This window comes from Kitasatospora sp. NPDC056446 (genome assembly GCF_042796115.1).
GTDB lineage: Bacteria > Actinomycetota > Actinomycetes > Streptomycetales > Streptomycetaceae > Kitasatospora.
The window spans coordinates 15,866-28,904 of sequence record NZ_JBHTRF010000040.1 but is presented as its reverse complement, the minus strand read 5'-3'; the positions used below and the strand labels follow the sequence as shown (position 1 = coordinate 28,904).

At 72.1% G+C, this 13,039-nt stretch carries 13 protein-coding genes; 5 read left to right on the top strand and 8 right to left on the bottom strand.

Annotation, left to right across the window (positions count from 1 at the left end; translation table 11 throughout):
- Positions 1 to 141 precede the first annotated feature (141 nt).
- On the top strand, positions 142 to 513 hold the full coding sequence (locus tag ACFQ6N_RS24070; RefSeq protein WP_380652551.1) for a GntR family transcriptional regulator: 372 nt from the start codon (positions 142 to 144) through the stop codon (positions 511 to 513).
- Positions 514 to 647: 134 nt separating this feature from the next.
- On the opposite strand, the gene ACFQ6N_RS24065 is transcribed toward ACFQ6N_RS24070, so the two are convergent.
- The 4 genes from ACFQ6N_RS24065 to coxB form a co-directional block, all read right to left on the bottom strand.
- On the bottom strand, positions 648 to 1,904 hold the full coding sequence (locus ACFQ6N_RS24065) for an Ig-like domain-containing protein (protein ID WP_380652549.1): 1,257 nt from the start codon (positions 1,902 to 1,904) through the stop codon (positions 648 to 650).
- A gap of 170 nt (positions 1,905 to 2,074) precedes the next feature.
- The gene (locus ACFQ6N_RS24060; RefSeq protein ID WP_030240079.1) at positions 2,075 to 2,491 is read right to left on the bottom strand and encodes a cytochrome c oxidase subunit 4; all 417 of its coding nucleotides are present in this window, start codon (positions 2,489 to 2,491) and stop codon (positions 2,075 to 2,077) included.
- Positions 2,491 to 4,266, bottom strand: a complete 1,776-nt coding sequence (ctaD, locus tag ACFQ6N_RS24055; protein WP_380652546.1) for a cytochrome c oxidase subunit I — start codon at positions 4,264 to 4,266, stop codon at positions 2,491 to 2,493. Before ctaD ends, ACFQ6N_RS24060 begins: the two co-directional genes overlap by 1 nt.
- Positions 4,263 to 5,117 carry a cytochrome c oxidase subunit II gene (gene coxB, locus ACFQ6N_RS24050; protein ID WP_380652544.1) on the bottom strand — a complete coding sequence of 285 codons (855 nt, stop codon included), beginning with the start codon at positions 5,115 to 5,117 and terminating at the stop codon, positions 4,263 to 4,265. Before coxB ends, ctaD begins: the two co-directional genes overlap by 4 nt.
- A 349-nt stretch (positions 5,118 to 5,466) precedes the next feature.
- On the opposite strand from coxB, the gene ACFQ6N_RS24045 reads away from it, so the two are divergent.
- Positions 5,467 to 7,077, top strand: a complete 1,611-nt coding sequence (locus ACFQ6N_RS24045; RefSeq protein ID WP_380652542.1) for a cysteine desulfurase/sulfurtransferase TusA family protein — start codon at positions 5,467 to 5,469, stop codon at positions 7,075 to 7,077.
- On the opposite strand, the gene ACFQ6N_RS24040 is transcribed toward ACFQ6N_RS24045, so the two are convergent.
- The gene (locus tag ACFQ6N_RS24040; RefSeq protein ID WP_380652540.1) at positions 7,070 to 8,047 is read right to left on the bottom strand and encodes a carbohydrate kinase family protein; all 978 of its coding nucleotides are present in this window, start codon (positions 8,045 to 8,047) and stop codon (positions 7,070 to 7,072) included. The genes ACFQ6N_RS24045 and ACFQ6N_RS24040 overlap by 8 nt on opposite strands.
- Positions 8,048 to 8,326: 279 nt before the next feature.
- Here ACFQ6N_RS24040 and ACFQ6N_RS24035 point away from each other — a divergent pair, with 279 nt between their 5' ends.
- Both ACFQ6N_RS24035 and ACFQ6N_RS24030 read left to right on the top strand, forming a co-directional pair.
- Positions 8,327 to 8,533 (top strand): hypothetical protein, encoded by a 207-nt coding sequence (locus ACFQ6N_RS24035; RefSeq protein WP_380652538.1) that lies wholly within the window; start codon positions 8,327 to 8,329, stop codon positions 8,531 to 8,533.
- 103 nt (positions 8,534 to 8,636) lie between these two features.
- A complete protein-coding gene (locus tag ACFQ6N_RS24030) occupies positions 8,637 to 9,323 on the top strand; it encodes a hypothetical protein (RefSeq protein WP_380652536.1) in 687 nt (228 codons plus the stop codon).
- Between the two features lie 91 nt (positions 9,324 to 9,414).
- On the opposite strand, the gene erpA is transcribed toward ACFQ6N_RS24030, so the two are convergent.
- Entirely contained in the window at positions 9,415 to 9,768 is a 354-nt protein-coding gene (gene erpA, locus ACFQ6N_RS24025; RefSeq protein WP_189915188.1) for an iron-sulfur cluster insertion protein ErpA, read from the bottom strand.
- Between the two features lie 247 nt (positions 9,769 to 10,015).
- On the opposite strand from erpA, the gene ACFQ6N_RS24020 reads away from it, so the two are divergent.
- Positions 10,016 to 10,879 carry a GNAT family N-acetyltransferase gene (locus ACFQ6N_RS24020; protein ID WP_380652534.1) on the top strand — a complete coding sequence of 288 codons (864 nt, stop codon included), beginning with the start codon at positions 10,016 to 10,018 and terminating at the stop codon, positions 10,877 to 10,879.
- A 53-nt stretch (positions 10,880 to 10,932) separates the two neighbouring features.
- On the opposite strand, the gene ACFQ6N_RS24015 is transcribed toward ACFQ6N_RS24020, so the two are convergent.
- Positions 10,933 to 12,300 (bottom strand): pyridoxal phosphate-dependent decarboxylase family protein, encoded by a 1,368-nt coding sequence (locus ACFQ6N_RS24015; protein WP_380652532.1) that lies wholly within the window; start codon positions 12,298 to 12,300, stop codon positions 10,933 to 10,935.
- Positions 12,301 to 12,496: 196 nt separating this feature from the next.
- Positions 12,497 to 12,961, bottom strand: coding sequence for an Lrp/AsnC family transcriptional regulator (locus tag ACFQ6N_RS24010; RefSeq protein WP_380652530.1), 465 nt, complete (start codon positions 12,959 to 12,961; stop codon positions 12,497 to 12,499).
- Positions 12,962 to 13,039 lie beyond the last annotated feature (78 nt).

The window sequence follows — 13,039 nt, the reverse complement described above, 5'->3', positions numbered from 1 at the left end:
GACCACCACGACAACACCCGCGCCCACGCCCACCACTCAACCCGTCCGCCCCCCCCCCCCCCCCGCGGCCCGCCGCCCTGTGTTCCCGGGGTCGGCGGCCCTCGGGCTTTCCCGTCCCCGCAACCGTGCCAGGAGCCTCCCGTGCAGCTCTCCGTCGACCCCGACTCCGCCACTCCCCCGTACGAGCAGATCCGCGCCGGGATCGCCGAGCGGGCCCGCTCCGGGGAACTGCCGACCGGGCTGCGGCTGCCCACCGTCCGGGCCCTGGCCGAGGAGCTGGGGCTGGCCGCCGGCACCGTCGCCCGGGCGTACAAGGAGCTGGAGGCGGACGGCGTGGTGGAGACCCACGGCCGGCGCGGCACGCTGATCGCCGCCGCCGGGGACACCGCGCACCGGCTGGCCGCCGAGGCCGCCGCGGAGTACGCCGGGCGGGCGAACCGCCTCGGGCTCTCCCACGAGGACGCCCTGGCCGCGGCGGTCGCCGCCCTGCGGGTGGCCTACCCCGCGGGCTGAGACGCTCTTCCCGCAGGGGCGCTGAACGGGGTCCCGAGCTGCCCTCTCCGGCCCTGGGCGGCCCGGCAGGGGGCTCGCAGGGGGCGGGGCGACGGGGCCGGGCAGCGGCGGCCGTCAGGGGCTCCGGAGGGGGCTCACACCTCCGGGCGGATCATCCCCGAGGCCGGGGACCGGTCGTTCGGGACGGTGGTGCTGAGGGGCTGTCCGACGGCGCTGTGCTTGACCCAGTCGGTCCAGGCGATGTTCCAGTCGCCGAAGCCGTTGCCGAAGTCCTCCATCTCGCCGCCGCGGCTGTTCACCACCGTCACCAGGTCCCCCACCCTGGTGTTGTCGTAGAACCACTTGGCGTTGTCGGTGCTCATGCCGGTACAGCCGTGGCTGACGTTCTCCACGCCCTGCGAACCGACCGACCAGGGCGCCGCGTGGACGTACTCGCCGCTCCACGTCACCCGGGTGGCCCACAGCACGTCGAGGTCGTACGCCTCCGAGCTGCCGGAGGCTATGCCGATGGTCTCGCCGTTCATCCGCACCGACCGCTCCTGGCCGAGCACCACCTTGACGCCGTTGCGGGTGTCGAAGCCGGGCTTGCCGGTGGTGACCGGGATGGTCCGCACGACGTCGCCGTCACGCTTCAGGGTGAGCTCGTGGGCGGCGGCGTCGACCACCGACTCGACCCGGTCGCCGATCCGCAGGTCCAGCGAGCTGCGGTCGCCGCCGTAGAGGCCGTCCGCGATCCGGCTGCCGGTGCCGTCGAAGGCCAGCCCGACGGTCGTGCCGGCCGGCCAGTAGTCCTCCGGGCGGAAGTGCAGGTTCTTGTCGTCCACCCAGTACCAGGCGCCGGTGACGGCGGGCCGGGAGGTGACGGTGAGGGCGTGCTCGACCTCCTGGCGGGCCTGCGGGTCCTTCACCGCCTCGGAGAGCTGCACGGTGAGCGGCTGGCCGACGCCGTAGACGCCGCTGCCGGAGGAGTCCGGGCCGAGCTTGGCGGTGAGCAGGCGCTGGGCCGCGAGGGTGCTGAAGTCGGCCGCGGTGTCGCCCCGGCCGCCCTTGCCGTCGTCGGCGGCGATCCGCACGGAGTAGGCGGTGGCGGCCTTCAGCCGGCCGGTGGTCTGCCAGCTGCGCTGGTCCTCGGCGAGCCGGCCGGCCACCACCCGGCCGTCCGGGCCGACCACGGTGACGTCGGTGAGCCGGCTGCCCGGCACCGCCGTGACGGTGACCGGCTGGGAGGGGTCGACCCTGCCCTCCGCCGAGAGGTGCACCAGCGGGCCGGCGTCGATCCGGTGCGGCCCGGCGGGCTCGTCCTCACCGGACGAGCAGGCGGCCAGCGGGGCCAGTACTGCGAGGGCCAGCGAGATGCCGCCGATGCCAGCGATTCCGCGCCTGTCGGCCATGACCGCCTCCGAGGGTTCGCACGATTGATCAGATCGTAGGAACGCCTGCGGGTGAAGCGACATCCGGGGAAGCCCCCGTTCACCCGGCTGAGTGAGGCCGTCACCCCGGAGACGCACCAGGGCCGGTCCTCCCGTGCGGGAGGACCGGCCCTGGTGTCGGATGCGGAACCCTACTGGTTCTGGTTCTCGCCCCGGTAGAACTCGAAGACCCATCCGAAGATGCCGATCAGGATGATCGGGGCGGCCCAGAACATCAGCCACCAGCCGAAGATCACGCCCAGGAAGGCGAGCGCGCCACCGAGCGCCAGCGAGAGCGGCTGCCAGCTGTGCGGGGCGAAGAAGCCCAGCTCGCCGGAGTCGTCCGCGACCTCGGCCTCGGGGTTGTCACCCGCGCCGCTGTCCACCCGACGGGCGGTGAAGGCGAGGTAGTACCCGATGAAGGCGCAGAGGGCGAAGGCCAGGAACAGCGCCGTGGTACCGGCGGCCTCCAGACCCGGGCCCGAGTTGTTCGTCCACAGGCCGTAGGTGATGGCCATGGCCAGCACGAAGACCGAGAGGCCGAGGAAGATCTTCCCCTGTTCCTTCATCAGGCGTCACCCTCCTGCTTGCCCTTGCCCAGCTTCGGGGCGTCGTACTTCGCCGGGGTCACACCGGCGAGGTGCTTGGCCGGCTCACCGTGGTTCTCCAGGTAGTCCAGCGCGGCGATCTCCGGGTGGTGGAGGTCGAAGGCCGGGGATTCGGAGCGGATCCGCGGCAGGGTGAGGAAGTTGTGCCGCGGCGGCGGGCAGGAGGTCGCCCACTCCAGCGAGCGGCCGAAGCCCCACGGGTCGTCCACGGTGACCTTCTCGCCGTACTTGGCGGTCTTCCAGACGTTGTAGAGGAACGGCAGGATCGACAGGCCGAGCACGAAGGAGCCGATGGTCGAGACGGTGTTCAGGGTGGTGAAGCCGTCCGAGGCCAGGTAGTCGGCGTAGCGGCGGGGCATGCCCTCCGCGCCGAGCCAGTGCTGCACCAGGAAGGTGGTGTGGAAGCCGAAGAACAGCGTCCAGAAGGTGATCTTGCCGAGGCGCTCGTCCAGCATCTTGCCGGTCATCTTCGGCCACCAGAAGTGGAAGCCGGCGAACATCGCGAAGACGACGGTGCCGAAGACCACGTAGTGGAAGTGGGCGACGACGAAGTACGAGTCCGAGACGTGGAAGTCGATCGGCGGGGAGGCCAGCAGGACACCGGTCAGACCACCGAAGAGGAAGGTGACCAGGAAGCCGACCGTCCAGAGCATCGGGGTCTCGAAGCTCAGTGAGCCCTTCCACATGGTGCCGACCCAGTTGAAGAACTTCACACCGGTCGGGACCGCGATCAGGAAGGTCATGAACGAGAAGAACGGCAGCAGTACCTGTCCGGTGACGTACATGTGGTGCGCCCACACCGTCACGGACAGACCGGCGATCGCGATGGTGGCCGCGATCAGACCGGAGTAGCCGAACATCGGCTTGCGGCTGAAGACCGGGATGATCTCCGAGACGATGCCGAAGAACGGCAGCGCGATGATGTACACCTCGGGGTGGCCGAAGAACCAGAAGAGGTGCTGCCACAGCATCGCCCCGCCGTTGGCCGGGTCGAAGACGTGGGCCCCGAACTTCCGGTCGGCCTCCAGGGCGAACAGCGCGGCGGCCAGGACCGGGAAGGCCAGCAGGACCAGCACCGAGGTCAGCAGGACGTTCCAGACGAAGATCGACATCCGGAACATCGTCATGCCGGGCGCGCGCATGCAGATGATCGTGGTGATGAAGTTGACCGCACCGAGGATCGTGCCGAAGCCGGAGAAGGCCAGACCCATGATCCACATGTCGCTGCCGATACCGGGCGAGTGCACCGCGTCGGACAGCGGGGAGTAGGCGAACCAGCCGAAGTTGGCGGCGCCGTTCGGGGTCAGGAAGCCGCAGACCGCGATGGTCGAACCGAAGAGGTACAGCCAGTACGCGAACATGTTCAGACGCGGGAAGGCCACGTCCGGGGCGCCGATCTGCAGCGGCATGATCCAGTTCGCGAAGCCCGCGAACAGCGGCGTCGCGAACATCAGCAGCATGATCGTGCCGTGCATCGTGAACGCCTGGTTGAACTGCTCGTTCGACAGGATCTGGGTCCCGGGACGAGCCAGCTCGGCACGCATGACCAGGGCGAGGATGCCACCGATCAGGAAGAAGGCGAACGACGTGCCCAGGTACAGGGTGCCGATCGTCTTGTGGTCAGTGGTGGTCAACCACTTGATGATGGTCGAACCCGGCTTCCGGGTCCGCTGCGCCCCGACCGTGACGGCCTCGGCGCCCCCGCCGGCCGCGGCGGGCTCGTTGAGGATGGTCACTTCTCTTCACTTCCCATGGAGATGAGGCCGGAAGGCAGCGCACCGTTCTGGCCCTTGGCGCGAAGCTCGGCCAGGTGCTTGTCGTAGTCGGCGCGGTCGACGACCTTGACGTTGAACAGCATGCGCGAGTGGTCGGTGCCGCAGAGCTCGGCACACTTGCCCATGTACTCGCCCTTGACGGTCGGGGTGACCTCGAACTTGTTCACCACGCCCGGGACGACGTCCATCTTCATCATGAAGTTGACGGGCCAGAAGTCGTGGATGACGTCACGCGACGTGAGCCGGAACTGGACCGACTCGTCGACCGGCAGCCAGAGGGTCGGAACGTCCTTGGGAGTACCGACCTCGTACGCGGCGTCCTTGTTGGCCGGGTCGGGGGTCTCGGTGTTCTCGTAGTTGAACGCCCAGCTCCACTGGAAGCCGACCACGTTGACGTAGTGCTGCGGCTTCTCGGAGACGTGCGTCAGCTTGTTCTCGTCGCGGGCGACGAAGTAGAAGAGCACCGAGACGATGATGATGGGGACCGCGGTGTAGAGCGCCTCGATGGGCACGTTGTACCGGGTCTGCGGAGGGACCTCCACGCCGGTGCGCTTGCGCCGGTGGAAGATCACGCTCCAGATGATCAGACCCCACATCAGTACGCCGACCACCAGCGCCGCGATCCAGGACCCCTGCCACATCTGGAGGACCATCGGCCCTTCCTTGGTGACGGGGCTCGGGAGGCCAAGCCTGGGGAGGTCGTTGGCCGAGCAGCCGGTGGCGGTCGCGATGACGAGGCCCAGTGCCAGCGCCTGAGGCAGCTTCCGCCGCATCGTGCGCCGCGGCGAGCGGTCGGAGCCGTTGGGACTCACGTAGCGCCTTCCCGAAGTCTCGCCCGCCTTCGCGTCGCCCCGGGGGGCTGTGAGCCTCCCCGGCGACCCGTCCACGGGCACGGTTTGAATGCTTATGCGGGCCAAACCCTACTCCAGCCTTATGCGCTCCTGACGGGCAGCCCCCGGTAACGCGCCGCCCGGTCGCCCGATCAGGCCCGGTAGGCACTGCGTCGCAGGTCATCGTAGGCATTCGAGGTCCGTACGCCCGATCGGGGGATGACCTCGGGCAACGCCCGTGACGACCCGTCGGACGTGGACGAAGCGGACATTCGGGGTGATCGACTGACGGTGGGTGAGCAGCTCCGCCGGACCTGAATCCGATCCGGGTGTGTCGTTAAATGTGACGGTGTACTTCGACGCGGCCTCGACGGCCCCTCTGCACCCCGTCGCACGACAGGCGCTGACCGCCGCCCTGGACGAGGGCTGGGCCGATCCGGCCCGGCTGTACCGCTCCGGCCGACAGGCCCGGATGCTGCTGGACGCCGCCCGCGAGACCGCCGCCGCGGCCCTCGGCGCACGGGCCGACGAGGTCTCCTTCACCGCGAGCGGGACGCAGGCCGTCCAACTCGGCCTGCTCGGCGCCCTCGCCGGGAACCGGCGGCGCGGCGGCCACCTGGTGCACTCCGCGGTGGAGCACTCCAGCGTGCTGCACGTCGCCGAACGCCACGAGGCGGGCGGCGGCGAGGTCTCCGTCGTGCCGGTGGACCGGGGCGGGCGGGTCGACCCGGCGGCCTTCGGCGCGCTGCTGCGGCCGGACACCGCGCTCGCCGCGCTGCAGAGCGCCAACCACGAGGTGGGGACCGTCCAGCCGGTCGGCGAGGTCGCCGCGCTGTGCGCCGAGGCCGGTGTCCCGCTGCTGGTGGACGCCGCGCAGAGCGCGGGGAGGGTCGACGTCCCGGCGGGCTGGTCGCTGCTGACCGCGAGCGCGCACAAGTGGGGCGGCCCGCCCGGGGTCGGGGTGCTGGCGGTGCGCAAGGGCGTCCGGTACGCCTCGCCGCTGCCGGCCGACGAACGCGAGGGCGGCCGGGTGCCCGGCTACGTCAACGTCCCGGCGATCGTGGCGGCGGCCGCCTCGCTGCGCGCCGTCCGGGCCGAGGCCGAACGGGAGAACGCCCGGCTGCACGAGCTGGTGGAACGGATCCGGGCCCGGGTGCCGCGGCTGGTGCCCGAGGTCGAGGTGGTCGGCGACCCGGTGCGGCGGCTGCCGCACATCGTCACCTTCTCCTGCCTGTACGTGGACGGCGAGGTGCTGCTGACCGAGCTGGACCGGGCGGGCTTCGCGGTCTCCTCCGGCTCCTCGTGCACCTCCTCCACCCTGACGCCCAGCCACGTGCTGGCCGCGATGGGGGTGCTCACCGAGGGGAACGTCCGGGTCTCGCTGCCGTACGGCACGGCCGAGGCGGACGTGGAGCGCTTCCTCGCCGTGCTGCCGGAGCTGGTGGCCGGAGTCCGCGCCCCGCTCGGGCTGGACCTGCCGGCACCGACGACCCTGCGCAGCGCGGGGGCGGAGGCTGCCGAGCGGCCGGCGACCGACGCAGGAGGGAGTGACGAGCGGCCGGAGGCGAGTGGGCAAATCCCGCCCCGAGCCGAAGGGCGCGCCGGTGCCGAGAGTGACGAGCGGCCGGCGACCGACGCAGGAGGGAGTGCCGGAGCGAGGAGCGTCGGCGCCGGGTCAGAGCGCCCGGAGGCGAGCGGGCGAATCACAGTCATCGACGCCCTGGGCAAGCGCTGCCCGCTGCCGGTGATCGAGCTGGCGAAGCGGATCGGCGAGGTGCCGGAGGGCGGCACGATCGTCGTGCTGGCGGACGACGAGGCGGCCCGGCTGGACATCCCGGCCTGGTGCGGGATGCGCGGGCACGAGTACGCGGGCGAGGCCCCGGCCGCCGACTACGGCGGCGACCGGGGCTCGGCCTACCTCGTCGTGCGGCGGACTACTTGACCAGGTGCGCGCGGATCTCCGCGGCCGCCTCGGCGCCGTAGGTCTCCTCGAAGCGGCTCAGGAAGCCGGCCGGGCGCAGCTCGTACTCCTGGGTGCCGACGGTCTCGATGACCAGGGTGGCGAGCATGCAGCCGAGCTGGGCGGAGCGCTCCAGGTCGAGGTCCCAGGACAGGCCGGTGAGGAAGCCGGCCCGGAAGGCGTCACCGACGCCGGTCGGGTCGACCTTCGCCTCCTCCTTGGCGCAGCCGACCAGGATCGCCGCCTCGCCCTTGCGCTCGATCCGGACGCCCTTGCTGCCGAGGGTGGTGATCCGGGTGCCGACGCGGGTGAGCAGCTCCTCGGCGTCCCAGCCGGTCTTGGTCTCGATCAGCGCGGCCTCGTACTCGTTGGTGAAGAGGTACGCGGCGCCGTCCACGATGTCGCGGATGTCCTCGCCCTCCAGGCGGGCCAGCTGCTGGGAGGGGTCGGCGGCGAAGGCGTAGCCGCGGGTGCGGCACTCCTGGGTGTGGCGGACCATGCCCTGCGGGTCGTCGGCGCCGATCAGCACGAGGTCCAGGCCGCCGACGCGGTCGGCGATCGGCTTCAGCTCGATGCTGCGGGCCTCCGCCATGGCGCCGGTGTAGAACGAGGCGATCTGGTTGTGGTCCTCGTCCGTGGTGCACATGAAGCGGGCCGTGTGCCGGGTCTCGGAGATGTGGACGGAGTCGCAGTCCACGTTGTTGCGCTCCAGCCAGCTGCGGTACTCGGCGAAGTCCGCGCCGGCGGCGCCGACCAGGATCGGGCGCAGGCCCAGCACGCCCATGCCGAAGGCGATGTTCGGCGCGACCCCGCCGCGGCGGATGTCCAGGGTGTCGACCAGGAAGGACAGTGACACGGTGTGCAGCTGCTCGGCGACGAGCTGGTCTGCGAACCGGCCGGGGAATGTCATCAGGTGGTCGGTGGCGATCGAGCCGGCGACGGCGATACGCACGGGAGGTCTCCTCAGGATGGCTGCGGGGCCAGCGGGCAGGCGGGGGTGAACCCACTCACGGTACCCGGCGCCGGGGCGTGCCAAGGCAAGAGTCCCGCAATCCGCCGCCCGCACGGCCATGGTGGCACTCGCCGCCGTCGAACGTGTACTACCTCCGGGTAGCACTGGTGGGTGGGCGGAGGCCCGGCCTAGGGTCGGCCTCAGGAGGCCCGCCGTGCGGGCGGGCCCCGTCGGCGACCGCGGCAGTGCCGCCGCGGCCCTGGATCGGAGCGATGCCCGATGATGACCGAGCACTCCCCGCTGCCCGTTCTGCGGAGCGAGGACGGCGAGACCCTCGACGCCCTGGTGGACTCCTCCCGGCGGCTGCGCCGGTTCTGGCCGCTGCTGGCGGCCGGCCCGGAGCCCACCGCCCCCGCGTCCGCCGGCTTCCGGGTCCCGTCCGGGGCGCGGCGGGTGGTCGCCGGGATGGCCGAGTACGGCCTCTGAGCCGGTGGCGGACCCGAGCGGAACCGGATCGGTCCGGAGCACGTCACATCCGCGCGGAGCGGCCGAGCGGGCGGCGACGCTGAGCCCTCGGGAGGATGTGCAGATGGATTCGGTGACGATGCCCCGGCGCGGTCGGCGGACGGTGGCCCTGGCGGGTCTGGCACTGGCGGCCGTGGTGACGGTGGCCGGGTGCAACGGGGACGGGAAGTCCTCCTCGGACGCGGCGACCGGCGGGGCGACCACCGCCCCGGCCTCGGCGACCGCTTCCCCGCAGGCCCCGACGCCTTCGGACAGCCCGTCCGGGGCGGCTCCGACCGGGAGCCCTTCGGGCACCGGTCAGTCGGCCCCGCCGACCGCCTTCGACCCGACCCCGGCCTCGCCCGCTCCGGGGCAGCCGGCGCCGGCCACTCCCCCGGTCACCGGGATCGCGCCGGGCGAGCCGAACCCGAACGGCACGGGCTCGCCGACGCGTCCGCCGGTGGCCTACCGGGTGGACGGCACCACCAAGCTGACCGTCTACTTCTTCGGCGGGGTCTGCACCAAGTACGCGCTGAAGGCGGACGAGTCGCAGCCGGGCCGGGTGGACGTCACGGTCGTGCCGGGGGCGCCCGCCGTCGGCCCCGGGCAGGCCTGCAGCGCGCTGGCCAAGCGGCAGTCGGTGGCGACGGACCTGCGCTCGCCGCTGGCCGGGCGGACGGTGGTCGACCGGACCAGCGGCCAGGAGCTGCCGCTGGAGGCCGACCCGCACGCCGGGCCGGACCCGGTCACCCCGGATGTCGCCGGGCAGTAGGCGTACGGGAGCGACGGACGCGAGGACACGAAAAGGCGGCCCCGGGGACTCCCGGGGCCGCCTTTCGCAGCTTTCGCGACGTGCTCGGTGCTTAGCTGAACGAATCGCCGCAGGCGCAGGAGCCGGTGGCGTTCGGGTTGTCGATCGTGAAGCCCTGCTTCTCGATGGTGTCGACGAAGTCGACGGTGGCGCCGCCCAGGTACGGGGCGCTCATCCGGTCGGTGACGACCTTCACACCGTCGAAGTCCTTGAGCACGTCGCCGTCGAGCGAGCGCTCGTCGAAGAAGAGCTGGTAACGCAGGCCGGAGCAGCCGCCGGGCTGGACGGCGACGCGCAGCGCCAGGTCCTCGCGGCCTTCCTGCTCCAGCAGGGCCTTGACCTTGGCCGCGGCGGCATCGGTAAGGAGGATGCCACTCTCGACGGTGGTCTCGTCCTGGACGGTCATCTGCTTTCTCCCGGTCTTTGACGACGGTCTGCCGTCAGTGCCAACCAACCGCCGCCCGGTTTCATTTCCCGGTCGGCGATGGATTTCTGCGGCCTGTTCGACGGCTGATCTTCCGTGGGCCGGGTGTGCCACCCGTCTCCCTTGCGTTCCCCATGCTCGCACAACCGGGGAGTACGGGGCACCGCCCGTGTCACGGATCCGGGTGAACGGGCCCCACGGCCGCCCGTCGGACGCCAGGATGGTCGGCATGATCCTTCGCCAGGTCAGGGACACCGCAGCGGACGCGGAGGTCGTCCAGGAACTGTCCTTCGCCGCGTTCGCCGCACCGTCCGACGACCCCGGGCCACCGCCGCGGCCGACGCCGCTGCAGCTGGCCAGGACCAGGCACCTGGCGCGCACCGATCCCGGGGGCTGCTGGCTGGCGGAGAGCGGCGGGCAGGCGGTCGGGGTGGTGCTGTCGATGCGCCGAGAGGGGCTGTGGATGCCGTCGCTGTTCGCGGTCCGGCCGTCCGCGCAGGGCCGGGGGGTGGGGCGGCTGCTGTTCGAACAGGCGCTGGCGCACGCCCGGGGCTGTCTGCGCGGGATGGTCTGCGTCTCGGGCTCCCCGGCGGCGGCGCGGCGCTACCGGCAGGCCGGGTTCACCCTGCACCCGGCGATGCGGCTGGCCGGGCGGGTGGACCGGGACGGGCTGCTCGACCCGGGCGACATACCGGTGCACCGCGGCAACGCCACCCACCGGCACCTGCTGGACTCGGTGGACCGGCGGCTGCGCGGGTCCGCGCACGGGCCCGACCACGAGCTGATGCTGGGCCACTTCGAGGAGCTGCTGATCGCCGACGCGCTGGCCGGCAGCGGCTACTGCTACCGGGACGGCGGGACGGTCCGGCTGCTGGCGGCCACCACCAAGCGGATCGCCGCCCGGCTGCTGCGCGAGGCGCTGGCCCGGGTGCCGGACGGCGTGGAGGCGCGGGTGGAGTACCTGACCGCCGAGCAGGAGTGGGCGCTGGACGTCGGCCTGGAGGTCGGGCTGACGCCGGAGACCCGGGGCTTCGTCGGGCTGCGCGGGATGCGGCCGCCGATGCCGTACCTGCCGAGCGGGGCGTTCCTGTAGGCACGCGGACGGCCCCCGCCGGATCACCGGTGGGGGCCGTACGGACGGGGGGCTCAGACCATGGTGTCGAGGATCTCCCGGACCATCTCCATGGTGGTGCCCGGGTGCAGGAAGGCGAAGCGGGCGACCGTCTCGCCGTCCCAGCCGGTGGGGGTGACGAAGCCGATCTGGTCCGCGAGCAGCTGCTGCGACCAGCGGTAGTAGTCGTCGTTGGTCCAGCCCTTGCGCTTGAAGCAGACCGCCGAGAGCTGCGGGTCGAACAGCAGCTCCAGGTGGTCGGTCTCGCGGATCAGCTGCGCGGTGTCCCGGGCGAGCGTGAGGCCGGCCTCGATGGCGTCGGTGTAGGCCTGGACGCCGTGCACCGCGAGCGAGAACCAGAGCGGCAGGCCGCGGGCGCGCCGGGTCAGGTGGTAGGCGTAGTCGGTGGGGTTCCACTCGTCGCCCTCGGTGTGCAGGACGTCCAGGTAGGAGGCGTCCTGGGTGTGCACGGCGCGGGCGAGCTGCGGGTTGCGGTAGATCAGCGCGGCGCAGTCGAAGGGGGCGAACAGCCACTTGTGCGGGTCGACCACGAAGGAGTCGGCGTGCTCGATGCCGTTGTAGCGCTCGCGCACCGAGGGGGCGAAGAGGCCCGCGCCGCCGTAGGCGCCGTCCACGTGGAACCACAGGTCGTGCTCGCGGGCGACCTCGGACAGGCCGGCGAGGTCGTCGATGATGCCCTCGTTGGTGGTGCCGCCGGTGCCGACGACGGCGATCACCGTCTCCGGGTGGGGGTCGGCGGCCAGTGCGGCGCGCAGCGCCTCGCCGGTGAACTGCCGGTTCACGGTCGGGACGGTGAAGGCCTCGACGCCGATGATGTTGAAGGTGTTCTTGACCGAGGAGTGCACCTGGTCGGCGACGGCTATCCGCAGCCGCGCCTCCGGGCCGACGCCCAGCCGGCGGCGGGCGGTGTCGCGGGCGACCACGAGGGCGGAGAGGTTGCCCGCCGAGCCGCCGGAGACGAAGGTGCCGCCGGCCGTCTGGGGCATCCCCGCGCGGTCGGCGATCAGGCGCAGCACCTGGTTCTCGGCGGCGATCGCGCCGGCCGCCTCCAGCCAGGAGATGCCCTGCAGCGAGGCGCAGGAGACCACCATGTCGAACAGCAGCGCGGCCTTGGTGGGGGCGCACGGGATGAAGGACAGGTAGCGCGGGCTGTCGGCGGAGATGACCGCGCGGGACAGCTCGTGGTCGTAGAGCTTGAGCACGTCGACCGGGTTGTTGCCGTCCTGGTTGAGCAGGCCGGCCAGCTGGGTGCGCAGGTGCTCGCCGTCACCGGGGTGGTCGAGCGGGACGGGGTCGTACTGCAGCCGCTCCCGCATGTAGTCGAAGACCAGGTCGACCAGGTCGTTGTCGGGCCGGTGCATGCGGTCGGGGGCTGCGGACACGGCGGGTCCCTCTCGGCTGTGGGGTGTCGGGGGTGAGGATCCGGCCCGGTCGGCGGGAGGTGTCACCGCGACGACCGGACGTGATCAGCGTAGGCAGCCGGAGTGCTTCGCCGCGCGTCGGAACGCGGCTGGTCAGGCAGGTTTCGAGCGTCTTCGGACCGGCCCGCGCAGGATTCCTGCGTACCCGCCGCGAGGGTCAGCCGATGAGCTGGGAGAGGACCACCGAGGAGCGGCTGCGCTGGACTCCGGGCTCGCGCCGGATCCGCTCGATGACGGCCTCCAGGTGGCGCATGTCGGCGGCCCGCAGGTGCACCAGGGCGTCCGGGTCGCCGGTGACGGTCCAGGCCGCGACGACCTCGGGGAACTGGCGCAGGCTGGCGAGGATCTCCTCGGGGGCGGTGCGCTCGCGGCAGTAGACCTCGACGAAGGCCTCGGTCTGCCAGCCGAGGACGGAGGGGTCGAGGACCACGGTGAAGCCCCGCACCACGCCGCGCGCCCGCAGCCGGTCGATCCGGCGGCGCACGGCGGTGGCGGAGAGGTTCACCTGCAGCCCGATCTCGGCGTACGAGGCGCGGCCGTCGCTGCCGAGCCGGGCCAGCAGCAGCCGGTCGGTCTCGTCCAGGTCGGGCCCGACCACCTCGTGTGCTCGGCTGCTGGTCATCGGTGCGGGGCTCCACGGGTCGTGCGGGGGTGCGGCGGGGCCGTTTCGGCGGTGGCGGCCCGTGGTGGCGGGTGGTGG